Origin of the sequence: Acinetobacter sp. UBA991 (genome assembly GCF_002292065.1) — a bacterium.
Classification (GTDB): domain Bacteria; phylum Pseudomonadota; class Gammaproteobacteria; order Pseudomonadales; family Moraxellaceae; genus Acinetobacter; species Acinetobacter higginsii.
Map to the genome: position 1 here is coordinate 62,772 of NZ_DBBF01000028.1, position 24,897 is coordinate 87,668.

General features: G+C 41.3%; 27 protein-coding genes and 1 riboswitch. Of the genes, 17 read left to right on the forward strand and 10 right to left on the reverse strand.

All coding sequences use genetic code 11. The features are described from left to right. Positions 1-67: 67 nt before the first annotated feature. The gene (gene xerD, locus B2727_RS13340; protein WP_033133921.1) at positions 68-988 is read right to left on the reverse strand and encodes a site-specific tyrosine recombinase XerD; all 921 of its coding nucleotides are present in this window, start codon (positions 986-988) and stop codon (positions 68-70) included. Positions 989-1,192: 204 nt separating this feature from the next. Here xerD and B2727_RS13345 point away from each other — a divergent pair, with 204 nt between their 5' ends. From B2727_RS13345 to ftsW, 6 genes are all read left to right on the forward strand, one after another. Further along, on the forward strand, positions 1,193-1,453 hold the full coding sequence (locus B2727_RS13345; RefSeq protein WP_004656347.1) for a FeoA family protein: 261 nt from the start codon (positions 1,193-1,195) through the stop codon (positions 1,451-1,453). Beyond that, positions 1,450-3,306 (forward strand): ferrous iron transporter B, encoded by a 1,857-nt coding sequence (feoB, locus tag B2727_RS13350; protein ID WP_004802164.1) that lies wholly within the window; start codon positions 1,450-1,452, stop codon positions 3,304-3,306. Before B2727_RS13345 ends, feoB begins: the two co-directional genes overlap by 4 nt. Before the next feature lie 12 nt (positions 3,307-3,318). Beyond that, on the forward strand, positions 3,319-3,570 hold the full coding sequence (locus B2727_RS13355; protein WP_033133922.1) for a DUF6587 family protein: 252 nt from the start codon (positions 3,319-3,321) through the stop codon (positions 3,568-3,570). A gap of 56 nt (positions 3,571-3,626) precedes the next feature. Further along, entirely contained in the window at positions 3,627-3,917 is a 291-nt protein-coding gene (locus tag B2727_RS13360; protein WP_033133938.1) for a hypothetical protein, read from the forward strand. A gap of 114 nt (positions 3,918-4,031) precedes the next feature. Beyond that, positions 4,032-5,390 carry a UDP-N-acetylmuramoyl-L-alanine--D-glutamate ligase gene (gene murD, locus B2727_RS13365; protein ID WP_033133923.1) on the forward strand — a complete coding sequence of 453 codons (1,359 nt, stop codon included), beginning with the start codon at positions 4,032-4,034 and terminating at the stop codon, positions 5,388-5,390. A 10-nt stretch (positions 5,391-5,400) separates the two neighbouring features. After that, the gene (gene ftsW / locus B2727_RS13370) at positions 5,401-6,594 is read left to right on the forward strand and encodes a putative lipid II flippase FtsW (RefSeq protein WP_004802173.1); all 1,194 of its coding nucleotides are present in this window, start codon (positions 5,401-5,403) and stop codon (positions 6,592-6,594) included. Between the two features lie 65 nt (positions 6,595-6,659). Here the strand turns inward: ftsW and B2727_RS13375 are convergent, their stop codons facing one another. From B2727_RS13375 to thiC, 7 genes are all read right to left on the reverse strand, one after another. Then, complete coding sequence (locus B2727_RS13375; RefSeq protein ID WP_227505291.1) at positions 6,660-7,271, reverse strand: hypothetical protein; 612 nt, start codon at positions 7,269-7,271, stop codon at positions 6,660-6,662. A gap of 93 nt (positions 7,272-7,364) precedes the next feature. Further along, positions 7,365-7,913 (reverse strand): hypothetical protein, encoded by a 549-nt coding sequence (locus B2727_RS13380; protein ID WP_227505292.1) that lies wholly within the window; start codon positions 7,911-7,913, stop codon positions 7,365-7,367. Between the two features lie 88 nt (positions 7,914-8,001). Next, positions 8,002-8,910, reverse strand: coding sequence for a tRNA glutamyl-Q(34) synthetase GluQRS (gene gluQRS / locus B2727_RS13385; protein WP_033133939.1), 909 nt, complete (start codon positions 8,908-8,910; stop codon positions 8,002-8,004). Positions 8,911-8,921: 11 nt separating this feature from the next. Beyond that, positions 8,922-9,455 (reverse strand): RNA polymerase-binding protein DksA, encoded by a 534-nt coding sequence (dksA, locus tag B2727_RS13390; RefSeq protein WP_005191824.1) that lies wholly within the window; start codon positions 9,453-9,455, stop codon positions 8,922-8,924. 189 nt (positions 9,456-9,644) lie between these two features. Beyond that, positions 9,645-10,460 (reverse strand): 3',5'-cyclic-AMP phosphodiesterase, encoded by an 816-nt coding sequence (gene cpdA, locus B2727_RS13395; RefSeq protein WP_005200572.1) that lies wholly within the window; start codon positions 10,458-10,460, stop codon positions 9,645-9,647. Positions 10,461-10,482: 22 nt separating this feature from the next. After that, a complete protein-coding gene (locus B2727_RS13400; RefSeq protein WP_005200570.1) occupies positions 10,483-11,100 on the reverse strand; it encodes an NUDIX domain-containing protein in 618 nt (205 codons plus the stop codon). A gap of 75 nt (positions 11,101-11,175) precedes the next feature. After that, positions 11,176-13,071, reverse strand: a complete 1,896-nt coding sequence (thiC, locus tag B2727_RS13405; RefSeq protein WP_004802185.1) for a phosphomethylpyrimidine synthase ThiC — start codon at positions 13,069-13,071, stop codon at positions 11,176-11,178. 89 nt (positions 13,072-13,160) lie between these two features. After that, positions 13,161-13,281, reverse strand: a riboswitch (TPP riboswitch). A 147-nt stretch (positions 13,282-13,428) separates the two neighbouring features. Here thiC and phoU point away from each other — a divergent pair. Further along, positions 13,429-14,151, forward strand: coding sequence for a phosphate signaling complex protein PhoU (phoU, locus tag B2727_RS13410; protein ID WP_004802187.1), 723 nt, complete (start codon positions 13,429-13,431; stop codon positions 14,149-14,151). A 294-nt stretch (positions 14,152-14,445) separates the two neighbouring features. Here phoU and B2727_RS13415 read toward each other — a convergent pair whose 3' ends face one another. Both B2727_RS13415 and argH read right to left on the reverse strand, forming a co-directional pair. Next, the gene (locus tag B2727_RS13415) at positions 14,446-14,718 is read right to left on the reverse strand and encodes an oxidative damage protection protein (protein ID WP_004773983.1); all 273 of its coding nucleotides are present in this window, start codon (positions 14,716-14,718) and stop codon (positions 14,446-14,448) included. A gap of 49 nt (positions 14,719-14,767) precedes the next feature. Beyond that, positions 14,768-16,198 (reverse strand): argininosuccinate lyase, encoded by a 1,431-nt coding sequence (gene argH, locus B2727_RS13420; protein ID WP_033133924.1) that lies wholly within the window; start codon positions 16,196-16,198, stop codon positions 14,768-14,770. Between argH and B2727_RS13425 the strand changes: the two genes are divergently transcribed. The 10 genes from B2727_RS13425 to B2727_RS13470 all read left to right on the forward strand — a co-directional run bounded on the left by B2727_RS13425 (position 16,189) and on the right by B2727_RS13470 (position 24,881). Continuing rightward, positions 16,189-17,331 carry a sensor histidine kinase gene (locus B2727_RS13425; RefSeq protein ID WP_005314837.1) on the forward strand — a complete coding sequence of 381 codons (1,143 nt, stop codon included), beginning with the start codon at positions 16,189-16,191 and terminating at the stop codon, positions 17,329-17,331. The genes argH and B2727_RS13425 overlap by 10 nt on opposite strands. A gap of 57 nt (positions 17,332-17,388) precedes the next feature. Continuing rightward, complete coding sequence (locus tag B2727_RS13430) at positions 17,389-18,129, forward strand: LytR/AlgR family response regulator transcription factor (RefSeq protein ID WP_004802194.1); 741 nt, start codon at positions 17,389-17,391, stop codon at positions 18,127-18,129. Positions 18,130-18,240: 111 nt separating this feature from the next. Next, a complete protein-coding gene (gene hemC / locus B2727_RS13435; protein WP_033133925.1) occupies positions 18,241-19,158 on the forward strand; it encodes a hydroxymethylbilane synthase in 918 nt (305 codons plus the stop codon). Further along, the gene (locus tag B2727_RS13440; protein WP_033133926.1) at positions 19,158-19,934 is read left to right on the forward strand and encodes a uroporphyrinogen-III synthase; all 777 of its coding nucleotides are present in this window, start codon (positions 19,158-19,160) and stop codon (positions 19,932-19,934) included. The genes hemC and B2727_RS13440 overlap by 1 nt, the downstream gene beginning before the upstream one ends. After that, on the forward strand, positions 19,931-20,758 hold the full coding sequence (locus B2727_RS13445) for a hypothetical protein (protein ID WP_033133927.1): 828 nt from the start codon (positions 19,931-19,933) through the stop codon (positions 20,756-20,758). Before B2727_RS13440 ends, B2727_RS13445 begins: the two co-directional genes overlap by 4 nt. Positions 20,759-20,764: 6 nt before the next feature. Beyond that, the gene (locus B2727_RS13450; RefSeq protein ID WP_033133928.1) at positions 20,765-21,958 is read left to right on the forward strand and encodes a hypothetical protein; all 1,194 of its coding nucleotides are present in this window, start codon (positions 20,765-20,767) and stop codon (positions 21,956-21,958) included. Between the two features lie 8 nt (positions 21,959-21,966). Beyond that, positions 21,967-22,404, forward strand: a complete 438-nt coding sequence (locus B2727_RS13455) for an acyl-CoA thioesterase (protein WP_005314851.1) — start codon at positions 21,967-21,969, stop codon at positions 22,402-22,404. 390 nt (positions 22,405-22,794) lie between these two features. After that, entirely contained in the window at positions 22,795-23,121 is a 327-nt protein-coding gene (locus B2727_RS13460; protein WP_004802206.1) for an H-NS family nucleoid-associated regulatory protein, read from the forward strand. Positions 23,122-23,298: 177 nt separating this feature from the next. After that, on the forward strand, positions 23,299-24,042 hold the full coding sequence (gene gspN, locus B2727_RS13465) for a type II secretion system protein N (RefSeq protein WP_033133929.1): 744 nt from the start codon (positions 23,299-23,301) through the stop codon (positions 24,040-24,042). Further along, positions 24,042-24,881: a type II secretion system protein N gene (locus tag B2727_RS13470; protein WP_033133930.1), complete on the forward strand. Its 840-nt coding sequence runs from the start codon at positions 24,042-24,044 to the stop codon at positions 24,879-24,881. Before gspN ends, B2727_RS13470 begins: the two co-directional genes overlap by 1 nt. Positions 24,882-24,897: the final 16 nt, after the last annotated feature.

Here is a 24,897-nt window from a genome sequence, read left to right on the forward strand (position 1 = left end):
CGTTAAATCTTGCATAGGCTCTGTGAACAGCATCAAGTTTTGGCTGAATCCTAGATAAAAGGTGGTTTTAGCCTCGTGGATGGTATTTGCCATGCAATTCCTGCATACGATGTTGCGCGACATGGGTGTAAATTTGTGTGGTGGAAAGGTCACTGTGCCCAAGTAGCATCTGGACTACGCGTAAGTCTGCACCGTGATTGAGTAAATGGGTCGCAAAAGCATGACGTAAGGTATGAGGGGAGAGCTCGGCTTGAATATTGGCTTGTAGTGCGTAGCGTTTAATCGCATACCAAAAATTCTGTCGACTCATGATGCCGCCATGTTGCGTGAGAAACAGATAGTCCGTGCTGCTTTTATACAATTGCGGGCGTGACTCAACTAAATATTTTTCAATCCAGTCACAGGCAAATTGCCCTAGCGGGACCAGACGCTCTTTATTGCCCTTACCCGTGATCCGCACAAAGCCCTGCTTTAAATTGATCAGTTCTAAACGTAAATTCAGTAATTCTGAAACACGTAAACCACAGGCGTACAGGACTTCAAACATGGCACGGTCACGTAGGCCTAATGCAGTGTTAATGTCAGGCGCATTGATTAAGGCCTCGACATCTTGTTCAGATAAATCCTTGGGTAAGGCGCGTCCAATTTTAGGGGAATGGTGGGTGGCAACAGGATTATCGTCCCGTAACTTTTGTTCTCTTAAAAACTTATAAAACTGCCTTAAAGCAGATAGACAACGTGCAATCGAACGAGGGCTTTTCCCTGCTTTGGTGAGGGCGATAAGAACATCCGCAATGTCATCACTAGACCATTGCGGTAATGCGGCGGTTTGATGTAATTCAGCACATTGAATCAGGTCGGATAAATAGGCGTTACGGGTATGTGGGCTCACGGTTTGAGCCACTAGATAATCCCGAAAACCCTGTAAAAAACTCAAATTTTCGGGGATGTTAACTGCAGCGGGAATACGAGGCTTTTTATTTAACATAAGGCGTTGAAGATATTTCTCAGTGAAAGAGGGGCGGGTATTTTAGAGAGAACACTGCCCTGATTTATTTTTGGTTGAATTGCACTGTAAAAGAAAAATGAATTGTTGTCGATCTGTCACAGAAGCAAATGCCACTGAGATTGGTTTTGGTAATTATTCTCATTTGCTTGTATACTAGCAAAAAAGGGTTAAGGGTTAGAAGCGGTGCGATTGTCAGCATTAAAAGTCAAGCAAACAGCGATGATTACGAAAGTAAATCGCGTGGTCGATGAGACAGAACAGCCAGATTTAGTTGCAGTTCGTTTAGAAAGTTTAGGCTTTGTGCCAGGTACACAAGTACAGGTGATTACCAAAGGCATCTTTGGTGGGGATCCGATTCTAATCCAGCTCGGTTTTACGCGTTTTGCGTTACGAAAAGCGGAAGCGGATAAAATTGAAATTCAACTTGAAGGAGCACCTGCATGAGTGATGCGTTACGTGTTGCCCTTGTGGGAAATCCAAACTGTGGTAAGACATCTTTATTTAACCATTTGACTGGTACACGCCAAAAAGTTGCTAACTATGCGGGTGTGACGGTTGAACGTAAAGTCGGGCACTTTCAGCTTCCTTCGGGGAAAGCGGTGCGTGTTCTGGATTTGCCAGGAACCTATAGTTTACAGGCGACCAGCCCAGATGAAGAAATTACCCGTGATGTCTGCCAAGGTAAAATTGCGGAAGAAGGGCAACAAGATGCCTTCTTGTGTGTGGTGGATGCAACTAACTTAAAGCTACATCTTGGTTTGGTGTTAGAAATTATTGAGTTGGGTCGTCCTATCCTTGTGGTGTTGAATATGATGGATGAAGCGCGTCGTCGCGGTATCCAGATCAATACACAAAAACTTTCTGAGCGTCTCGGTGTACCTGTGGTTGAAACGGTTGCAGTACGTAGTTCGGGCATTGAAAACTTATTGCATGCATTGGATCAAGGAAAGTACTCGGTTCCTCAGACTGAGCTCAGTGGTCTGGCAGGCACGCCACATCAAAAAATTGAAGTTATTTTCAAAGATGTGGTGAACTTTGTTGATCAGGAAGATAAGCGTACTGATTTTCTAGATAAGATTTTCCTACATCCAGTGCTTGGCCTACTGAGCCTTGCAATCATGATGTTCATCGTTTTCCAAGCTGTTTTTTCATGGGCTGAACCATTTAAGGGCGCAATCGAAGATGGTGTCGTGCCATGGTTGGGAGAGTGGTTGACGGAAACAATTAGTCATCCTGTGCTGCAAAGCTTGTTAGTTGATGGTGTGCTTGCTGGTGCAGGGACTGTGGTTGCATTCTTACCGCAAATTTTAATCCTATTCTTCTTCATTCTTGTACTGGAAGAGTCGGGTTATCTACCACGTGCCGCATTTTTGCTTGATAAATTGATGTTCAAAGCGGGTTTGAGTGGGCGCTCTTTTATCCCGTTGTTATCAAGTTTTGCTTGCGCAATTCCGGGCATTATGGCGACCCGTAGTATTAGTGATCCACGTGATCGTTTTACCACGATCATGGTTGCGCCGTTAATGACCTGTTCTGCACGCTTGCCTGTTTATGCCTTGTTGATTGGTGCATTTATTCCAAGTGAAACGGTATTGGGGATCTTTAATTTGCAAGGTCTGGTGCTGTTCGGTTTATATATGGGTGGCATTGTAAGTGCGCTCTGTGTTGCATTTGTGATGAAATTTTTGCAAAAGGACAAAACCCAGCATGCTTTGTTGATGGAATTACCAAGCTATCGTTTTCCTGATATGAGAAGTGTTGCGATTGGCTTATTAGAGCGCGCTAAAATCTTCTTGCGCCGCGTCGGTGGAATCATTGTTGCCTTGACCGTAATTCTTTGGTTCTTGTGTACTTTCCCACAAGCCCCTGAAGGTGCGACACAACCAGCAATTGATTATAGCTTGGCAGGTATGCTGGGACATTTATTGCATCCAATTTTCGCGCCTTTAGGTTTTAACTGGCAAATTGTAGTGGCCTTGATTCCAGCCATGGCAGCACGTGAAGTTGTGGTTGCTGCTTTGGGTACCGTGTATGCCTTGTCAGGGGCAGATGATGATGCAGTTGCACAAGGTTTGACTCATCTGATCAGTGCTGATGGTTCGGGTTGGTCATTGGCAACTGGCTTGTCATTATTGGTCTGGTTTATCTATGCACCACATTGTTTAGCCACTTTAGCAACGGTACGCCGTGAAACAGGCTCATGGAAACATGTAGCGGTCATGACGGTTTATCTATTTGGTTTGGCTTATTTAATGTCGTTCTTCACCTACCAAATTGCATCGCGCATTTGGGGGTAAAAGGAGTAGCTTATGTTTGAGTACTTGATTGTTGCTGTATTGGTGCTGTGGAGTGCTGTTGTAGTGTTTAAGAAGGTGCTTCCTCAAACAGCAAGTTCAGCATTTCTGAGTCTGTCAAATCTTTGTCAGCGACTAGGTTGGCAACGTTTGGCGACATGGTTAAAACCGAAAATGGCAGCTGGTTGTGGCGGAAATTGTGGTTGTTCTACGGATGAAACGGAGAACAAAAAAGCAGAGCCTGTTCAAACAGTGAAATGGCGTTAAGCGCAATCTTAAAATTGCCCATCTTAAGATGGGCAATTTTTTTGGAAAAGAAAAAAATGAATCAGACGGATATGAGTGAGAAGAGATCGTTAAGGTTGAAGCACAAATTGATTTTATTGGGCTTTATACTGGTGATGACACTGCTTTATCTTTCTGCTTTGTCTAAAGGTCTAAATATTTATAAAGAAACAGTTTCATGGTTATTTTCATGTTCCATCTTGACGTATCTATGGTTAAGACCCGAATTGATTGAACTTAAATTCAAGCACTATACATTTAAATCTGTAGATTGGCTGGGGGTTGTGATCCTAGTTTTATTGGGGATTGGCTTTTTCATACCTGCCTAAGCTTTTACGCACTGACACAAAAAAGATTGAATAAAACCAAAACTGAAAAAGCATTTAAAACAGTAAAGTGCTAACATTTTTGCCATTCTGTAATCTGCAAAAAATGGGGCGAAAATGTTAATACAACGTGGTGGATTAAAAGTTGTGGCTGGCTTGGGTATTTCCGGTGTTTCAGCAGTTAACTTTCTACATGAACAGGGCTACCAAGTTGCAGTAACAGATTCACGCGCAACCCCACCTGGACATGATCAGATTCCAGCAGGTGTTCGTACCAGTTTTGGTCAACTCGATACCGAGCTTTTATTGCAAGCAGAAGAAATTATTCTGAGTCCAGGGCTTGCACCTCAACTTCCAGAAATTCAACAGGCCATTGAAAAAGGTATTCCAGTGGTTGGTGATATTCAATTATTACGCCGTGCGACTGAGGCGCCGATTATTGCAATTACAGGATCAAACGCAAAAAGTACCGTGACCACATTAATCGGCTTGATGGCACAAGATGCTGGTAAAAAGGTGGCTGTCGGTGGCAATTTAGGTCGCCCTGCATTAGATTTATTAAAAGATAAACCTGATTTGATTATTTTAGAGTTATCGAGCTTTCAACTTGAAACCACATCACATTTAAATGCAGAAGTTGCTGTGGTGTTGAATATGAGTGAAGATCACCTAGATCGTCATGGTGATATGTTGGGTTATCACAAAGCCAAACATCGCATTTTTCAGGGTGTGAAAAAGGTCGTTTATAACCGTGATGACAATCTAAGCCGTCCATTGGTTCCAGATGTTACCCCAATGCAAAGTTTTGGTCTGAATGCACCTGATTTAAATCAATATGGTGTGTTGCGTGATGCCGATGGCAGCATGTGGTTAGCACGTGGAAGAGAGCGTTTGCTGAGAACCTCTGAGATGTATATTCAAGGGATGCACAACGTTGCCAATGCATTGGCATGTTTGGCTTTGGGCGAAGCTATTGGTTTACCTACGGATTCGATGTTTGAAACGCTTAAGCATTTTAAAGGCTTGGAACATCGTTGTGAGTATGTCGAAACGATTGATGGTGTACGCTATTACAATGACTCTAAAGGAACCAATGTTGGTGCGACGCTAGCTGCAATTGATGGCCTTGGTGCTGCAATTGAAGTGAACCAAGGGAAGTTAGCCTTGATCTTAGGTGGGCAAGGCAAGGGGCAGGATTTCAAGCCTCTCCGTGATGCGATTCAAAAATATGTGAAATCAGTGATTCTCATTGGTGAAGATGCTGCGGTGATTGAACAGGCGATTCAAGGTACAACAGTTATTCAGCATGCAAATAGCTTAAAAGAAGCGGTCGAACTGGCTCAAAAAGCCACACAAGCGGAAGATGTCGTTTTACTTTCACCAGCTTGTGCAAGCTTTGATATGTTTAAAAGCTACAATGATCGTGGGCACCAATTCGTGGCATGTGTAAATGCCTTGAACGAAAAGAAGAACTAGGAACAAGACTATGGCTGATTTAGCCCAAAATACGGTGCAAAAGATTTCGCAGTTGCTGAATCGTTTACCCAAGCTTCCAGCAGAAATGACAGCGCGGAATATCCTGATTTTTTGTGTGATTTCTTTACTGTGTTTCGGTTCGGTTATGGTGGCATCTGCTTCGATGCCATATGCAGAATATATTCATGAAAGCCCATTTTATTTCTTGATTCGTCATGGTATTTCGATTGTCGTGGCTGCGCTGGTGGCATTTTTAACCTACCGAGTGTCATTAAATCTGTGGTTTAAAAATGCCTTTCCTTTATGGCTCATTACCATCGTATTGCTGTTGGCGGTGCTGGTGGTGGGTTCTGAAGTGAATGGTGCACATCGCTGGATTAAGGTCGGTGGTTTTACTTTGCAGCCAACCGAGATTGCCAAAATTGTGATGGCGATTTTCACCGCAGACTATGTGGTGCGTCGTGCCAAAGAAGTCCGTACCCACTGGAAAGGTTTATTGCGTTTAAGTGGGGTGATGGCCTTAACCGTTGGTTTTATTGTTGCTGAGCCTGACTTGGGTGCAACAGTCGTTATCGTATTAATGATGGTAGGTGTATTCTTCTTGGCGGGTGCACCTGCAACGCAGTTCTTGATTATGCTGGGTGCAATCTTTGCGGGTGTCAGTGCATTAATTATTTTCGAACCATTCCGTTTCCAGCGTTTGATTTCGTTTACTAACCCTTGGGCAGATCCATTGGGTGTGGGGTATCAACTCTCCAATGCTTTGATGGCCTTTGGTCGTGGTGAGTGGTTTGGTACGGGCTTAGGGCACAGTGTGCAGAAGCTCTCATATCTACCTGAAGCACATACCGACTTTATGTTGGCGGTGTTAGGTGAGGAGTTTGGTTTCTTTGGCGTGTCGATCGTGATGGTGCTGTCGTTTACTATGCTGGCGTGTTGTATCCGTATTGGTCACCGTGCCTTACAGCATAATTACTTACGTGCAGGTTATCTGGCCTACGGGATTAGTATCATCTTCCTGATGCAGATTTTGGTCAATGCAGGCATGAATATGGGCTTGATGCCAACCAAAGGTTTGACTCTACCTTTCATTAGTTATGGCGGTACGTCACTCATGATGTGTGCGGCGATGATTAGCTTGATTCTCAAAATTGATGCGTCAACGCAAGAGTTAAATCCTGTAAAAGAAGAATCAAATTTCTGATAGACGTCTCTCCCTCTTTCTTTATCCAAATATGATGTGAGATAAAGGAAGAGGGGAATCTGTATTTATTGTATTTTTTGATATGGCGGTAATGCGGTACCAGCCTCTTCAACCAAATTCATTAATATTTTATATTCTGCATAGCTATCATTTAAGTAATTAAGTTCAGCGTCTTTTTTTTCATGACGAAGAATTTCAGCATGATATTGATAACGTTTTTCTAAATAATCCTTATCTAACCCAAGCGCAATAATCATGAGTTCCTGTGACCAATGCATTTGCACTAGAATATGATCAATCGCATCTCCATATGCCCATGTTTGTAGACTTTTTAGATTGCCGTTTGCGAAATGCTGATGCAAAAAATTTACAAGTCGATCAAACTCGTGAAAAAACACTTTAATATCATAGCTATTTTCCCATCTATGTATAAAATCAAAGTCTAATCCATACAAAAATTTCGTTCCAAGTGATTTTATTTTGGTATTTCTAATATCAGGTATATCGATTCTAACTTTAAGTTTCTTGGTGAATTTACTTTTCATCTCTTCTGTTAAGAAATGATTTGTCAAATCCAAAGTCAGATCAATGTTTGGAAATTTACTTAAACTCTTGAGAGAAAATTTTAATTGATAAAAAATATTTTGTTTTTTATTAATAAATATAAAATATCGCATCCCACTATTTATAGAAGTTTCGGCGTCAGGCTCATTCCATCGTGGTTCAATAAAATCATATTTACTATAAAACCGATGTAACTCTAGATTTTTTTAAATAGGATGATGTAAACACCATAGCTTAAACAATTCTTCAGCTTTTTTTATATTTCGTGGCGCCTGAATATTGTCCAGATCAAAGACCTGTTGTTCAGCGCTTAAGGGTTTAAGAAAAGATTTAAGAATTGCTGAGACTGCATTGGTTGGGACTTGGAGAACGCTTACTCCCCATGCCGCAAAGCGTGGTTCATAAAAACCGACTCCTGAAGCTCGAACAGCTTCATAAAATACCCTGTATAATGCATCACCTTGCGCCAAAATATCGAAATGTTCTAATTCTAATATCGCACACGGTTCAGTTGTTAGACCGTGCTGTAAACCTATAACCCAGTCCTGTATTTCATTAGAAAAGAACTCGCTATATTTTGGATCGGTTACTTTTATAACAATATAATTAATCCATGCCTGTAGTGTCTTGCCTTGACTCACCGTATCTCGATGCTGTTGATATAAATCATAAGCTGCACGCTCAGAATCATTCAGCGAAGGAATCTCGGCTGTAAAAATTTCAGGTTCCCATAAATAAATTGCACCTAAAGACATATGTATCCCCTTTAATTTGTTGTCTCAAATTTTTAATGTGATGAAAGTTTTTTATTTTGGTGATTGATTTTATTTTAGTTAATTGTTTTTATAAATAGGTTCCAGTTAAATGCTCACCTTTCGGAATCCGATTGACATCCCATTGTTGCACTGCTTGTTGCAACATAATATGGGGTTGATTCAGTTCCACCGCAGGTTGGCCTAAAGCCAAGATCGCTTGCTGTAACAGTTTGGGGGCTTGAGTGATATCCAGTGCTTGCGCTAGATTCTGTTTAGACAGTTTTTGCCCTTGATCGTTCATGGCAAGCGGTAAATGCATATAGCTTAAACTTGGATAACCCAGTAAAGAACCTAACCAGATTTGTCGAGCGGTGTTATCAAGTAAGTCAGCACCACGTACCACATGCGTGATGCCTTGCAGATAATCATCGACCACTACTGCCAATTGATAGCTGATAATGCCATCACGACGTTTTAAGACAAAATCACCCAGATCATGCTGTAAGTTAGAACACTGCTGGCCTTGTAATCGATCTTGAAAGCAAATCAGTTGGTCGGAAACTTTTAAGCGAATGGCCTGATCAGCAAAATCAAGATTGAGATTGAGGCAGGTTCCAGCATAGATATGATTGGAACCCAGCATTTTACGGGTACATTGGCAGGCATAAATCGCATTGAATTGCTTGAGTTGCTCAAGCACCTGCTCATAGATCTCGAAACGATCTTTTTGAAAAATAATTTCTGCATCGGGTTCAAATTGAAAGGCATCAATGCAAGAGAGAATGTGTGCTTCACTATTGGGATAAATGCGAGGGATATCGGTATCTTCAATCCGAACCAGCCATTGGCCTTGATTGGCTTTGGCGTCGCAATAACTGGCAACTGCGGTGAGCAGGGAGCCAAAATGCAATGGGCCGGTTGGCGATGGCGCAAACCGACCCACATATGAGCGGAGATCAAGCAAAGCATTACTTTGCTTAACTTCATGGCTCAACACGGTTTTCAAAATTAACCGTTATTTTGCTTTTCTTTGATTTCAGCCAAAGTTTTGCAATCGATACATAAAGTCGCAGTTGGGCGAGCTTCTAAACGACGTAAGCCAATCTCGATACCACAAGTTTCACAGAAACCGTAGTCTTCGTTTTGAATCGCTTCAATCGATTGTTCGATTTTGCGAATGAGTTTGCGTTCACGATCACGTGTGCGTAATTCAATCGCAAATTCTTCTTCTTGCGTCGCGCGGTCATTGACGTCAGGAAGTGCACTAGATTCGTCTTGCATCGTATTTAAAGTACGATCAACTTCAGACATTAACTCTGCTTTCCATGCATTTAAAATTTGGCGGAAATGCTCAAGTTGTCCTTCAGACATATATTCTTCATTTTTCTTTGGCTGATAAGGCGCAATTCCAAATAAGCTTGCAGTCGTACCACCTTCTGAAGCTTTAGGTTTGGTTTTACGTGTACGTTTCACAGCCAATTTTTGATCGTCGATCACGTCTGTTTGTTCGTCCAAGACTTGATTTTGGTTGTCATTCGCCATATAGGGCATTCCTCATCTTACACGTACTATCTATACGCAAAAAATATGGTGATATGCAAGTGTTTTTATAGAAACCTGAGATGGTTTTTCCCATCAAGGGTCGACATCATATAGAGTTTTTGAGCAAGATGGTAGTCATTCCCGTCCAGATTTTGTCTGAAATTGACAATGTAATTTGTAATCAAAAGTTTAATCATATCCTAAAACTTCAGAACTACTCATTCGTTGCGATGTCGGTAAACGATAGACCTGAGTTTCCAGTTCACCGTTCGCTTTAAGGCAGATATAGCGGTAACCAGGATGCTCTTCATCGAGTGCAAATTTATCGCTTCTTGGTTTGAATTGGATACAAGTTGAAGGGGTAGATAAAAATTCAACACCTTGCCATGTATTGATCGAATCTTGATGCACATGACCACAGACAATGGCTTTGACATTGGAGAATGGTTGGATTGTTTCCAACAGGTCTGAGGAGTTTTTGAGCTTATGTTGGTCAATCCATGCCGATTGCATCGCAAAAGGATGATGATGACAAGCAATCAGCACATGACGATCATGGTGTTTTGCAAGTAATTGGGTAAGTTGCTGCAATTGTGCGTCAGCAATTTTTCCATCAATACGTTTTGGTTGTGCGCTATTTAATAAAATAATGCACCATTGACCCAGCTCAATCACCGTTGGCTGAGTTGGATCTGTTTCATGAAATGGAAAATGCGCCACATCGTCATGGTTGCCCGGCGTATGGAAAAAGGGAATTCCCACGCTTTGCATATGTTGTACATAGCGTTTATATGTCAATGGTGTTGGCGATTGTGCCAAATCACCGGTGTGCACAATGAGGTCAATATGAGGATGTTGCTGGCGCATCAAGTCGATTACAGCATGAAAACTTTGTTCGGGCTGCATCCCGACAAATTCTAAATGTGGATACTCTAATAAATGTGTATCAGTAATCTGTATCATCACAAAATCTTGTTGCGATAATGATGAGACTTGGAAAGTCACCGTCGTTAGCCCCTTCAGATTTTTATCTTTGTTGTAGTTGTATATGTTGAGACAGCCACTGCAATGCCATGATTACAGGTGCGTTTCTCAACCGCCCGTTATTTAATAATGCTTCTAATGCGGAATAATCAAATAGATGAAGTTGAATATTTTCCCCTTCATCTGGCATCCCAAAAATGCCCCCGTCCTTTGGCAAATCAACTTCTGCTACATATAAATGAAAAAATTCAGAACATGCGCCAGCAGAAGGGTAGAAGCTAAATAAATGTTTTAATGTGGTGATCTCACAGCCAGATTCCTCTAGGCTTTCACGGCGGATACAGCTTTCAGGCGATTCATCTCCATCAAGTACCCCCGCGATGACTTCGAGTTGCCATGGCGACACTGGATCACTCAATGCACCGACACGAAATTGTTCAATCAGTGCAAAGCGTTGTTGTTGGTCATTATATAGTAAAACGCCAGCGGCTTCTGGACGATGAACCAATTCACGTTGAATTAAAGGTGAAAAATCTTCTCGGTGAAATAACCGATGTTTTAAACTCACTTTCTCAACTTGAATGAATCCTCGAAACAAAGGCTCTCGAGATTCTATCGTAACGTCGGTTGCTGAATAGCTGGCGTGGTCAAGAATAGTCATCTTCAATCAGGATGAGATTGTACATATCTCATCCTAACCGAGAATGATTCGCAGGAAAATCTTTTTTTAGTTGATTTACACCTTGTGGTACAATTTTTGACCATGTTCCTGATAAGCGGTTTTCATCGCATTGAGACCTGCTTCAACTTCTGTTTCGGCATCATTTGACTGCTTGGCATTGTGTTGATTTTGCGCGTAATCTCGCACATTCTGGGTGATTTTCATCGAACAGAATTTTGGTCCACACATCGAACAGAAGTGTGCAGATTTATGCGCTTCTTTGGGAAGCGTTTCATCATGCATGCTGCGTGCTGTGTCTGGATCTAAGCTTAAATTGAATTGGTCATCCCAACGGAATTCAAAGCGTGCTTTAGATAAGGCATTATCGCGGACTTGTGCACCTGGATGGCCTTTGGCCAAGTCAGCCGCATGTGCTGCAATTTTGTAGGTGATAATACCGTCTTTGACATCTTTCTTGTTCGGTAAACCTAAGTGTTCTTTTGGTGTGACATAGCACAGCATCGCCGTACCGTACCAACCAATCATCGCAGCACCAATCGCCGAGGTAATATGGTCATAACCCGGTGCGATATCCGTGGTGAGTGGGCCAAGGGTGTAGAAAGGCGCTTCTTTACAGACTTCGAGTTGAAGATCCATATTTTCTTTAATCATATGCATTGGCACATGACCAGGCCCTTCGATCATGACTTGTACATCATGTTCCCAAGCACGATGGGTCAATTCACCCAGTGTTTTTAGTTCACTAAACTGTGCTTCATCATTGGCATCCTGAATACAGCCTGGACGTAGACCATCACCTAAACTGAAGGACACATCATAGGCCTTCATGATTTCGCAGATTTCATCAAAATGCGTGTATAAGAAGTTTTCTTCATGATGGGCTAAGCACCATTGCGCCATAATCGAACCGCCACGAGACACTATGCCCGTGAGACGATTTGCAGTCATGGGTACATACCGCAGTAATACGCCTGCGTGAATGGTGAAGTAGTCAACGCCTTGTTCGGCTTGTTCAATCAAGGTGTCTTTAAAGATTTCCCAGGTTAGGTCTTCAGCTACACCATCGACTTTTTCGAGTGCTTGATAGATCGGTACAGTTCCGATTGGAACAGGTGAGTTGCGGATAATCCATTCACGGGTTTCATGAATATTTTTACCTGTCGATAAATCCATGATGGTGTCGGCACCCCAGCGGGTTGCCCACGTCATCTTCGCGACTTCTTCATCAATAGATGAACCAAGTGCAGAGTTCCCAATATTGGCATTAATCTTCACCAAAAAGTTACGACCAATGATCATCGGTTCGCATTCTGGGTGATTAATATTGGCTGGAATAATGGCACGACCTGCAGCAATTTCCTGACGTACAAATTCAGGGGTGATCTCTCTTAAGTTTTGTGCACCAAAGTTTTGCCCTGGATGCTGACGCATATCCACATTTTCACGTTGGCGCTGGTTCTCACGGATGGCGATATATTCCATTTCAGGGGTAATAACACCTTGCTTGGCATAGTGCATTTGCGTGACATTTTTTCCTGTTTGCGCACGACGTGGGTTTTGAATGTGGGCAAAACGGATTTCAGCTGTACGAATATCTTTTAAACGTGCTTGACCAAACTCAGAGCTAAGACCAGAAAGTACATCGGTATCTTGGCGTTCTTCAATCCATGTTTGACGCACTAAAGGTAAGCCTTTGTTCAGGTCGATTTGTACATTCGGATCGGTATATACACCTGAAGTGTCATAGACCATGACGGGTGGATTGTGTTCACCACCTAAGCCAGTCGGCGTTTCGGTTAAGCTAATTTCGCGGAAGGGAACTTGGATATCAGGGCGAGAACCTTCAACATAGACTTTTCGAGATGCAGGTAATATTCGGGTTAAATCTTTTGCAGCTTGCTCATGTTGAGCAGAAATATCAGCAGGGGAAAGATTCGTTAATTGGTTCATGGCATGATCCTTATGTATGGCATTAACGAATCAAGCACGACCAAAAACCATGGCGGATTCACCTCGTGAATGAGATAAATGCAGGCGAAGTTTTTGTTGGGCTTGATTCCTACGCAGGTGTTAACCTGATCAGGTTCAACGGTACTTATCTTTAAATTGCGTAATTAAGATAATCTCAGCAGTTTGTTAACTGCGCTCCGTCAAGCTAGGCATTTAGACTAACAGATTTTTTTATTTTTGTTGTATCAATTCACACCAATCAACTGGGGCCGAATCCGTGCTATTGTCATAAAAGTTTCATCATTTCTATGTTTTAATCACCAATCATTTTTTCCATGTGTCTAGTGGAGGCATACTGTGAGCCCAAGCAATCCTGTGTTAAGTCATCATATTTCTTCACAATTTAATGAAGACTTGCAAGATGTTCACACCAAGTTTATGACCATGGGTGGATTAGTGGAGCAACAAGTTGCTAACTCAATTCATGCTTTATTAGACACAGATGCGAACTTAGCCATTGATGTGCAGTTTAAAGACAATGCAGTGAACCAATTCGAACGTGATATTGATGAAGGCTTAACCTTAATTCTCGCACGTCGTCACCCTGCAGCAATTGATTTGCGTATGGTGATTGCAATGAGTAAAGCCAATACCGATTTAGAGCGTATTGGTGATGAAGCTGCAAAAATTGCACGCATTGCGCAAAACCTGTGTGAAGAAGGTGAGTCTCCTCGTGGTTATATGGAAACACGTCATATTGGAAACCAAGTACGTGTCATGATTCATGATGCATTGGATGCTTTTGCACGTTTAGATGTAGAACAAGCTTTGAAAGTGGTGATGGCGGATGTGGATATTGATCGTGAATATCAGTCGGCAACACGTACTTTAATGACCTATATGATTGAAGATCCGCGTCATATTTCACGTGTGATTAACGTGATGTGGGTATTGCGTTCATTAGAGCGCATCGGTGATCACGCACGTAATATTTCAGAACAAGTCATTTATATGGCGAAAGGTACCGATGTACGTCATACAAGTATTGAAGAAATTGAACAGAAAGTGCATCAAAAATAATGGTAAAAGTAAAATAATCACTGACCGCTCTAACTAGAGCGGTTTTTTAATTTTGAGAGAGGCGTAATAAAAAAATCCCAGACTTCGGGGGAAAGCCTGGGAGAGAAATATCATGCGTTACGTGAGATATCAACGTATCTCTTTGTCCTTCTGAATACAACTATAAACACGCTACCCGAAAGAGTCATGTAGACAACTGTGTATACTCTGTAAGGCTTTATTACTTATGTAAATATCATGTAAAAAGAGAGCTAAAAACAGCTCTCTTTTTACAGCAGGATGGGACGAAACGACTTATTTTTGTTCAGTCCAACCTTCCGCTTTTTCTACGCTTTCATCGTTATTAAAGAACTTCTCACGTTGTTCTTCGAGGAACTTCTTCGCATCGGGTTCAAATACATTCAAACGTTTTTCATTAATCAGCGTGGTTTGATGTTTTAACCATTCTTGCCATGCCTGTTTTGAAACTGTTTCAAAGAACTCTTGGCCTTTGGCACCTGGAAATGGCGCAAAGTCTAAGCCTTCAAGCTCTTGTTTATATTTGCGGCAAAATACTTGTCTAGTCATTATGGTATCCAGTGAAAGTCCCTCTTTGTAAAAGAGGGATATAGGGAGATTAATATAACTGTTCTAGGCGAGTGTGCGCACGGGCAATCGCAGCTTCAACTTGTTTTGGAGAGGTTCCACCAATATGATCACGTGCATTGACAGAAGCTTCTAGCGTCAATGCTTTGTCAAATACATCTGCTGTGATCAAATCAGAGAACTGTTGCAGTTGTTCCAGTGTCAATTCAGATAAATCTTTTTCTTCTGCAACGCCTAAAGCCACGGCTTTACCAACAATTTCATGAGCATCACGGAAAGCAACACCTTTTTTGACGAGGTAGTCTGCAAGATCGGTTGCCGTTGAGAAACCACGTAAAGCGGCTTCACGCATAATTTCGATATTTGGCACTAAGGCTGGAACCATATCGGCAAATGCCATCAATGAACCACGAACGGTATCAATTGCATCAAACAATGGTTCTTTATCTTCTTGGTTGTCTTTGTTATAAGCCAGTGGTTGGCCTTTCATTAAGGTTAATAGACTAATTAAGTCACCAAAAACACGACCTGACTTACCACGAACCAGCTCAGGCACATCTGGGTTTTTCTTCTGTGGCATGATGGATGAGCCTGTGCAGAAGCGATCAGGAATATTCACGAACTTGAATTGTGCCGAAGTCCATAAAATAAGTTCTTCAGACATACGTGATAAATGCATCATGATCAAAGATGCGGCTGCATTAAATTCAATGGCAAAGTCACGATCAGAAACTGCATCTAATGAGTTTTCCGAAACTGCTTCAAAGCCAAGAAGTTCTGCGGTGTAAGCACGATCAATCGGATAAGTTGTTCCAGCTAAAGCGGCTGAACCAAGTGGCATACGATTGACACGTTTACGGCAATCTTGCAGACGCTCTGTATCACGGACTAACATCTCAAACCATGCTAACAGGTGATGACCAAAGGTCACGGGTTGAGCCGTTTGTAGATGAGTGAAACCTGGCATAATGGTGTTGGTGTTTTGACTAGCCAAACCAAGTAAGCCTTTTTGTAAGCGTAATAATAGACCTAAGATGTCGTCAATTTCATCACGCAAATATAAACGGATATCGGTTGCAACTTGGTCATTACGGCTACGGCCAGTATGTAATTTTTTTCCTGTAATGCCGATACGTTGAGTCAAACGAGACTCAATGTTCATATGTACATCTTCTAAATCAATGCGCCATTCAAAGTTACCAGCTTCAATTTCAGCTTTAATGGTGCTTAAACCTTGAATAATGTCATCGCGTTCAGCTTCAGTGAGGACACCTACTTTGGCAAGCATGGTGGCATGCGCAATTGAACCTGCAATATCTTGTTTATAAAAACGTTGGTCAAATTGCACAGATGCGGTAAATTCTGCAACAAAAGCATCTGTTGCTTCAGAGAAGCGACCGCCCCACATTCCAGAGGTTTGATTCGGGCTGGCTGAAGAAGAGGATTGAGAAGATGTGGTCATGGCGGCTCAGCAAAATAAAAAAGAGTATAGCAAATCCAAACGCAGTTGCCGAAACTCGACGTAAGAAGTTATCGCAAACTCGTCAGGGGAATCCATCAGGCTCCTATTTTTTTACGAAAATTGGGCAATGGCAATACTTATTAGAATTAATTGTTGCAAGTAATGTCTTGGCGATGGTGTTGGCTTTGGCTGAAGCACGCTCATGGCAAGCCTTAGAGGGCTTCCGTGTACTGCAATATATGGTTTTTATTAATTGGGTGATTTTGTCTTTCGCAACACTAGTTGATTATTTTAAGGATTTTTTTGCTAAGTTTAGTCAGAAAGTCGCCTTGATAATGGGCTTTGTACTGTTGCAACTGATTGTACTGTTGACCACCTGTGCGATCAATATTATTCAATATTGGGCTGCACGTTCAGGTTCATTTTCAGAGGAGATCTTATTTCATGGGAGCAGTTTACATTTAAGCTATGGGGTTTTGTTAGGCGCATTCTGTTTGCGTTACTTGTATATGCGTGAGCAATGGATGAATCAGCAATATAGTGAATTGAATGCGCGAATTCAGGCGATGCAGGCACGGATACACCCTCATTTCTTATTTAATAGTATGAATAGTGTGGTGAGCTTAATTGCGATTGACCCTGAAAAAGCTGAAAATATGTTGATTAATTTGTCGCGTTTATTTCGAGCGAGTTTTCAAGAACTGAAGTTGGTGAGCTTGGCTGAGGAAATTGACTTATGTCAGCAATATTTAAGTATAGAAAAGATGCGTTTAGGTGCCCGTTTGAATGTAGAATGGAACATACAGGCGACACCCATTGAATTAAAACGAGTGACGATTCCGTTATTAACGTTGCAACCTTTGCTTGAGAATAGTATTTTTCATGGGGTGGAGAAAGTTTTGCAACCTTCGACCGTTAGCGTATTGGTTGAAATATTGCAAAATCAAGTCAGTATAGTCATTACTAACCCTTATTCTCACGATACAATAAAATCGAGAAAGGGAAATGGTATTGCGATAGACAATGTGAAGCAGCGCCTGAAAGCTTATTATGGGCAAACGGTTAAGTTTCAGATTTATGGGGGAACGTCGTTATATACGACGGTGGTGAGCTACCACTATCGAGTAAAATAATAAGTCAAGTTAACCATAAAAAATATGGATGAAGTTAACGGTGACAAGGAGGAGAGGATGAGAGTTCTGATTGCTGATGATGAGCCTCTCGCAGTAGAGCGTTTGTCACGTTTAGTGACCCAGATGGGGCACGAAGTCATTGCGACGGCGCATCATGGTCAGGATGTGTTAAATCATATTGAAAACGACTCACCTGATGTCGTTTTATTAGATATTCAAATGCCAGGAATGAATGGTTTGGAATGTGCTGAACAACTCAATCAGCTCAATCCTAGACCTGCGATTATTTTTTGTACGGCATATGATCAACATGCATTGGAAGCATTCAAATTTCAAGCACAAGGATATTTACTTAAACCTGTTGCACAACAAGATTTACAACAGGTGTTTAATCATTTAACTCACCTTACACAAGCACAAATGACTGGTTTAAAACAACAAGACGATATGTACGATACCAAAACACAACGCCATCAAATTGCTGCGAAAACCTATCGCGGGGTAGAACTGATTCCATTGGAAAATGTTTATTATTTTTTAGCAGATCAGAAATATGTCACTGTTCGCCATAAAAATGGCAGTGTGCTGATTGATGAAACATTGAAAGACTTGGAATTAGAATTTGCAGACCGCTTTATCCGCATTCATCGTAATGCCTTAGTTTCGCTCGACTATCTCGAAGGGCTGGAGTTGGTGGCCGCTGGGCAATATCAGGTGCGTTTGCGTGAGTTGGAGGAACGATTGTCGGTCAGCCGTCGCCACTTGCCAAGTTTAAGAGAGTGTATGCATCAATTATAAAACCCCGCTTTTCAGCTGAATGATTGATCACTTTATGAATTTTTACTTGCAATTTCAGGTGATCAAGTTAAGTTTGGAACAATTGCTTTGATCAATACTTAACTTGAATTTATGAAAACCTTAAAAATTGCGACTCGACAAAGCCCTCTTGCACTTTGGCAGGCGGAACATATTCGTTCTCGTTTAAATGCGCTTTATCCGGATTTAACGGTTGAATTGGTTAAGTTTGTCACCCAAGGCGACAAGATTTTAGATACACCGTTAGCCAAAATTGGTGGTAAAGGTTTATTCGTAAAAGAGCTGGAAGCGGCATTGCTGGATGGTCGTGCGGATTTGGCTGTGCATTCAATGAAAGATGTGCCGATGCATTTACCTGAAGGTTTAAGCTTGGCCGTGATCTGTGAGCGTGAAGATCCTCTAGATGCGTTTGTCTCAAACCAATACTCACATTTTGATGAACTGCCACAAGGTGCGAAAGTAGGTACATCGAGCCTACGCCGTAAGTGTCAAATTTTACAGCTCCGCCCTGATTTAGAGATTATCGATTTACGTGGAAATGTGGGGACACGTTTAGCTAAGCTGGATGATGGTTTGTATGATGCGATCATCTTGGCCAGCGCTGGTTTAAAACGTTTAGGTCTCGCGGATCGAATTCGTCATTGCTTAACACCAGTTGTAAGTTTGCCTGCGGTGGGTCAAGGTGCACTTGGTTTAGAGTGTCGCACGGATGATGTGGAATTATTAAAATTGATCCAACCCTTGCAGCATGAAGAAACCTCGATTTGTGTGCGTGCAGAACGTGCCTTTAATGCCTATCTTGAAGGCGGTTGCCAAGTGCCGATTGCAGGTTATGCAATCTTGGCCAATGATCAATTACACATTGAAGGGCGTGTTGGTAGTGTGGACGGCAAGACTTTGCTGAAAGAGCAATTGGTTGGTGCAACAGTCGATGCTGAGCAACTGGGTGAACAGCTCGCTCAGCGATTGCTAGCGCAGGGTGCGGGTGAATTGCTCAAAGCGTTGTATTAATGCTGTTTATTAATACACGTCCTGATGACCGTGCTTCTGTTTTAACTCAAGCATTGAGCGAGGTGGGCTATCAGGTTGAAGCATTACCTTTGCTTGAATTGGTTGCAGAGCCTTTTTCTGAAGCTTTGCAACAACTTTACTTCGCCTTGGCTGAGACTCAAGTGATTGTGGTGGTTAGTCCGACTGCTGTTGAGATTGGGGTGCGCTATTTGCAGCAAGCGGGATTACACCTTGATCAGCTTAAACATATCCAATGGGTCGCAGTGGGGCAAGCTACAGCAAAGGCTTTAGCCCAATTTAAAATAGCAAGTGTTGTTCCTGAGGTGGAAACTTCAGAGGGAATGCTGGAGCTTCCCATCCTAAAACAGCAGATGCATTTAAAGAAAATTGCATTCTGGCGTGGTTTGGGAGGGCGGCAGTTTATGATGCAGCAATTGCAGCAACAAGGTGTTGAGATTCTGAATTTTGTGCTCTATCGCCGCCAATGCCCAGAACAAAGTTTTACCAAATTTCCTGAAATTGTAAAAACAATAAGTTTAAATCAGCCTGTTGCGGTATTGATTAGTAGTGAAGCAAGCTGGAATTATTGGCAGCAGCTATGTGCTCAGCATGCATGTGCGGCAGCGTGGGTTTATTTGGTTTTAGGCTCACGTTTGGCCCAGATTCTGAGACAGGTTCGGGATCAGACGGCTCAAGGATTTAACATTATTCAGCTTGAAAATTTATCTGCATCAGAGATCATTCAACGCATGAGTGATTGGCAAGGACATGTATGAGAAAAATTGGTTATCTAATATTAGGATTGAGTTTATTGTGGTTAGCTAAACTCAGTTACGATGTTGCGCAATATTCTCAAACTGTACCGCAGTTACAACAGCAATTAGATCAAACCGAGCAGCGTTATGCTTTATTGAATGATCAATTTGTTGCAGTACAACGCCAGTTGCAAAATACCAGCTCGGTAGAGCCTACAGATAGTGTCTCTATCCCGACTACGGTGACAGGGATTGCACCAGTTATTTTGATTAAGCAGCAAATGCAATTGGTTCAATTTGCATTGGATCAACAACAGTTTATCTATGCGTTGGATCAACTCAATCAAGTGCAACAGCATGTTGTGCAATATGCAGTATCTCCTGCGTTACAACATAGCTTGGCTAAGTCGATTGAGCAGGATAAACAAGCCATTCAACAATATGTATTGAGTCAGACACAGCAACAACAACAACTGGATAATTTACTACAGCAACTAGATCAAAAAATTCAACACGAAATCCGAAACCCGAAAGTGTCTATGACCAAAAATGAAACGGCATCGTGGTGGCAGTGGTTCAAATTAGAAAAAGTACAGCGCAACTCACCTGACTTGATGAATCGTAATATTAGCTTGAAAGAAGCACAATTACGTTTGTTACTCGCTTCTCAAGCCTTAAAACAAGGGCAACGAACAGAATATCGAAAATCTATTCTGGAAGTGATGCAATTACTTGCTGAATTGCCAGATCAAAATAGCCAACAAATGAAATTACGCTTAGAGAAAATTTCAAATCTACCTGTAGTACCAACACCGAAATTAACCACACTGGGTTTGTTGGGATAAGGCATTATGAAACGTTTACTGTTGATTTATGTGCTTGCAAGTTTGGTGCTATTCGCACTGTTTTCTGTATTGAGTTATGGCTATGGAAATGGCTATGTCTATATCTATTGGCGAGATTGGCAATTTCAAACGGGTGTTTTAGGGCTCATTGGACTATTTATTCTGATCAGTTTATTGGCACAATTAACTTGGCTATTCGTTAAACGTTATCTTGCCCGCGAGCAGCGAAAAAAAGAAACGATCCTTCATTTTAAAGATTTGCATCCTTATGAGCAGCTTGGCATTGTCTGGCTGTTGGAAGCGGCAAAAGATCAGCAAGTGTTTATTGAGCGGGTTTATACTCAGTCAGGATTGCTTAATCATATTATTGATGCGCAATTTGATTATAAGAATGGTGATTATGAAACTGCCTTGCAGAGTTTGGAAAAATCTGCACCGATGGCATTTGAGCTAGCTGAATTACAACGCATAGATATTTATCTTGAGCGGCAGGAAACACAGAAAGCGCTGACCCATCTAGAGTTTCTTGCTCAACATCAGCTTTCTCCGTGGTTGACTGAGATTGAAACAGCTTATCAGCAACGTATTACTGCATTATGGGGGAAGCTTGCCTTACAAGAACCGTGGTTATTCTTGCAAACAACCCAATATGGTTTGTTAGATGCAGAACATCGTGACTTATGGCTACAGCAGTTACTTATACGATTTGATCAGGCTTCTGTGGACGATCTTGCTGCCTTACAGCAACGTTATCTGGTTTTACAGGATGAGATTCAAACTCGTCCGTACAGTAGTAAAGTCCTCTGGTTGAAATTATTGGCACGTATGCCAGAAATGAGTTTGCAGCATGAAGATCTGGCTTTGCACTTATTGCAAGATCAGTTTGATCCAGAAGTATTTTATCTGTGGTTCCAACAACAATTATTGAAGCAGATTCCAGATTATGCCTATGTCGAGCAGCGCATTATGCAGCTTGAACAGCGTTATACCAGTGTGCCGATGCTTAGCTTTGCAAAATGGCATATTTATGTGGCAACACAACGACAGGCAGAAGCAGAGCAATTATTAACTTTATATCCAGATAATATTTTAATGAGCTATTTAAGGATTAAATCAACTTTGGGTGATAATCCTGATTTAATCAGGCAGTTAAATTTAATATTTGAAAATGATGTGAATTTTCTTAATTTTAAGATATGAGTGAAAATATGAAGGAACTGTCTGTCTATCCGGTTGTGCTTAAGCAAACGGTTGCTTGGGGAGATATGGATGCTTTTGGTCATGTAAATAATGTGCAGTATTATCGTTATATCGAGAGTGCACGGATTGCTTATTTAATGGCGTTGAATATCTTTGATCAGGATATATTGACAGTCGTTGCATCAAGCCAATGTAAATATTTAAGCCCGGTATTCTACCCTGATGTGCTACATATTGGTGCGAGGATTGAAGAGTTAAGAAATAGTGCTTTTCGTATGCATTATGTGTTATGGAGTGAAACACAGAATCAAGTGGTCGCGACTGGTGAGGCGGTTATGGTCTGTGTTGATAAGCTAACTTCAAAAAAATTAAATATCCCTGATACGATTAGGCAAAAAATAATTCAACTCGAGCAAAGCGTGGATCACTCTTTAATATCTCATTAATTATTATAAAGACGATTATGTCTATTTTTGTTTGATTATATAGTAAATTCATATAATAAGGTTCAAATACGCTGCTTCGGAAGGTTTGGTGTATTTGAACTTTGATAAGCCCAATAAAATTAGAATTTTTTAGATAAAATTAAGAGTAAATTAATATAAATCGTATTGCTACTAGTCTGCTATTCACTTTTATAAAATATGTTTTTATATAACACGGCTGCTTTTTTTGGGTTTATTGTAAATAAAATGCGATTTAGTGCTTGATATATGATTAAGTGGGGTAATCTTATATTGATTATTTAATCATTTATAAATTAATATTGAATCGAATTTGAAATTCATTTTATTTTTTGAGTGATATATTTCCCCTATTAAGTCGGAGTGGTTCTAATGAAACCAGATATTAGCGAGTTATCTGTAGAAGATTTAAAACGTTTACAAGCTGAAGCAGAAGCTTTAATTGCGAGTAAAAAAGATCAAGCAATTGAAGATGCATATAATCAAATTATTGCAATTGCAGATGCGATTGGCTTCAGTGTTGAAGAATTATTGGAAGTGGGCGAGCAAAAGCGTAAGAAAACAACGCGTAAAGCAGTAGAGCCACGCTACCGTAATAAAAGCAATGCTGAAGAAACTTGGACTGGTCGTGGTAAACAGCCACGCTGGTTAGTTGCTGAGTTAGAGAAAGGCGCAAAACTTGAAGATTTCTTAATCTAAACAAGTTTAAAAGTCATCGTTTTGTCATACGACGACTTTATCCTTTATTAAAAGCCAGGCTTAAAAAGCTTGGTTTTTTTATATGAGAGAATTGGCGATGTTGAAAAAGTATGCATAATGTCATTCAGGGGGCGATTGTCTCAAGAAGGATGATATTTGCATGTTGGTAAGGGTGGAATGAAGAAAAAAACCAAGCAATGGAGATGGTGGCTTTTCGCCATTTTTGCATTTTTAATTTTTATTATTTTACAAATTCCAGCAACATGGTTAATTGCGAAATTTTCAAAAGATAATCAATTATTACACAATGTTAGTGGCGATATCTGGCAGGGGCAAGCAGATTGGCAGCGTGGTCAATTGCGTGGATCAGTGCATTGGAAAACCCGTCCCCTCGATTTGCTGTTACTACGCGTTGGCGCAGATCTCGATATTCATAGTGGTAATACCCAGTTCAATGGAATTTTTGCCTATGGTTTAGGTCAAAAAATGATGATCAAAGACCTGCAGGGTAAGATTTCACCTGAAACATTAAAATATTTTGCCAACTGGCAATGGCCTGAAAATTCAATTCAACTGAAAGACGTACAATTGAATTATCAAAAGGAAAAAGGCTTTAGTGCGACAGAAGGTCAATTGAATTGGGGCGGTGGCGCGTTGAGCTATACTTTTGGTCAGCGTCAAGACCGTATGAATATGCCATCTTTAGTGGCTGATCTGAAAGATGAAAATGGGCAGTTAAAAATTGATGTCCGCGATCAACGTCAGCAGAAAATGGCAAATTTAAGCCTAGATACAAATTTGATGTTGGATGTGCAGCTAACACAAAGGATGCTGTTGAATATTCCATCTTACCAAGGTAAGGCTGGGCTAGATACTTATGTGATCAGTTCGCGTCAGCCACTGCTGCAAGGTGGTTTCTAATGAAAGCAATCACTCAAAAAATGCAACAACTGCGTTGGCAAAAGCTGGACAAGCTCAGTGGTCTGATTTTAGCACTACTCATCTTGTGGTTATGTTGGAAACTGGCTTCTTTATTTTGGTGGGTAGTTGCGCCGCCACAACCGATGCAATTTGATCGGGTTGATCTAGGCTCACAACAAGCTCAAGTCCCTAATATTAGCTCCTTTGCGCTATTTAATGAGCCAGCAGCGACCTCGGCAGATGATAATGTTAATTTGGAATTGCAAGGTGTATTGTTAGGTCAACCCAATTACTTGTCTTCTGCTGTGATTAAGTTGAATGATACTGCTGAACGTTATCGTGTTGGTGAAACGGTGGGATCAACGTCATATCAACTGGCAGAAGTGTATTGGGATCATGTGATCTTGAAACAAGGCAATGGTGCTACCCGAGAAGTTAAATTTAAGGGATTGGATAAAGGTTTATATCAACCCATTGCACCCGTACTTAATAGTGCCAATAATGTTCAGCCTCCAACTGTTGCAACGACACAGAACACACCACAATCCGCTTTAGGTCAGGCAATTCAACAAATGCAGGACAATCGCGATCAATATCTGAAAAATATGGGGGTGAGCGGTGGTGGCACAGATGGTTATGAAATATCGGATAAGACGCCATCGAATTTAAAAAATACCTTGGGTTTGCGTTCTGGTGATCGTATTCTATCGATCAATGGTCAAAGCGTCGGGCAGGGACTCAACGAAGTACAATTATTAGAGCAAGTACGTCGTGAAGGGCATGCCAAAATAGAAATAAAACGTGGTGATCAAGTGATGACCATACAACAAAGTTTTTAGTGATCACACGTCACAC

Coding starts and splice junctions, on each gene's coding strand:
- xerD (WP_033133921.1), bottom strand. CDS start 988: ATGTTAAATAAAAAGCCTCGTATTCCCGCTGCAGTTAACATCCCCGAA.
- feoB (WP_004802164.1), top strand. CDS start 1,450: ATGAGTGATGCGTTACGTGTTGCCCTTGTGGGAAATCCAAACTGTGGT.
- B2727_RS13355 (WP_033133922.1), top strand. CDS start 3,319: ATGTTTGAGTACTTGATTGTTGCTGTATTGGTGCTGTGGAGTGCTGTT.
- B2727_RS13360 (WP_033133938.1), top strand. CDS start 3,627: ATGAATCAGACGGATATGAGTGAGAAGAGATCGTTAAGGTTGAAGCAC.
- murD (WP_033133923.1), top strand. CDS start 4,032: ATGTTAATACAACGTGGTGGATTAAAAGTTGTGGCTGGCTTGGGTATT.
- ftsW (WP_004802173.1), top strand. CDS start 5,401: ATGGCTGATTTAGCCCAAAATACGGTGCAAAAGATTTCGCAGTTGCTG.
- B2727_RS13375 (WP_227505291.1), bottom strand. CDS start 7,271: ATGCGATATTTTATATTTATTAATAAAAAACAAAATATTTTTTATCAA.
- B2727_RS13380 (WP_227505292.1), bottom strand. CDS start 7,913: ATGTCTTTAGGTGCAATTTATTTATGGGAACCTGAAATTTTTACAGCC.
- dksA (WP_005191824.1), bottom strand. CDS start 9,455: ATGGCGAATGACAACCAAAATCAAGTCTTGGACGAACAAACAGACGTG.
- B2727_RS13400 (WP_005200570.1), bottom strand. CDS start 11,100: ATGACTATTCTTGACCACGCCAGCTATTCAGCAACCGACGTTACGATA.
- thiC (WP_004802185.1), bottom strand. CDS start 13,071: ATGAACCAATTAACGAATCTTTCCCCTGCTGATATTTCTGCTCAACAT.
- B2727_RS13415 (WP_004773983.1), bottom strand. CDS start 14,718: ATGACTAGACAAGTATTTTGCCGCAAATATAAACAAGAGCTTGAAGGC.
- B2727_RS13425 (WP_005314837.1), top strand. CDS start 16,189: ATGTGGTCATGGCGGCTCAGCAAAATAAAAAAGAGTATAGCAAATCCA.
- argH (WP_033133924.1), bottom strand. CDS start 16,198: ATGACCACATCTTCTCAATCCTCTTCTTCAGCCAGCCCGAATCAAACC.
- B2727_RS13430 (WP_004802194.1), top strand. CDS start 17,389: ATGAGAGTTCTGATTGCTGATGATGAGCCTCTCGCAGTAGAGCGTTTG.
- hemC (WP_033133925.1), top strand. CDS start 18,241: ATGAAAACCTTAAAAATTGCGACTCGACAAAGCCCTCTTGCACTTTGG.
- B2727_RS13440 (WP_033133926.1), top strand. CDS start 19,158: ATGCTGTTTATTAATACACGTCCTGATGACCGTGCTTCTGTTTTAACT.
- B2727_RS13445 (WP_033133927.1), top strand. CDS start 19,931: ATGAGAAAAATTGGTTATCTAATATTAGGATTGAGTTTATTGTGGTTA.
- B2727_RS13450 (WP_033133928.1), top strand. CDS start 20,765: ATGAAACGTTTACTGTTGATTTATGTGCTTGCAAGTTTGGTGCTATTC.
- B2727_RS13455 (WP_005314851.1), top strand. CDS start 21,967: ATGAAGGAACTGTCTGTCTATCCGGTTGTGCTTAAGCAAACGGTTGCT.
- B2727_RS13460 (WP_004802206.1), top strand. CDS start 22,795: ATGAAACCAGATATTAGCGAGTTATCTGTAGAAGATTTAAAACGTTTA.
- gspN (WP_033133929.1), top strand. CDS start 23,299: ATGAAGAAAAAAACCAAGCAATGGAGATGGTGGCTTTTCGCCATTTTT.
- B2727_RS13470 (WP_033133930.1), top strand. CDS start 24,042: ATGAAAGCAATCACTCAAAAAATGCAACAACTGCGTTGGCAAAAGCTG.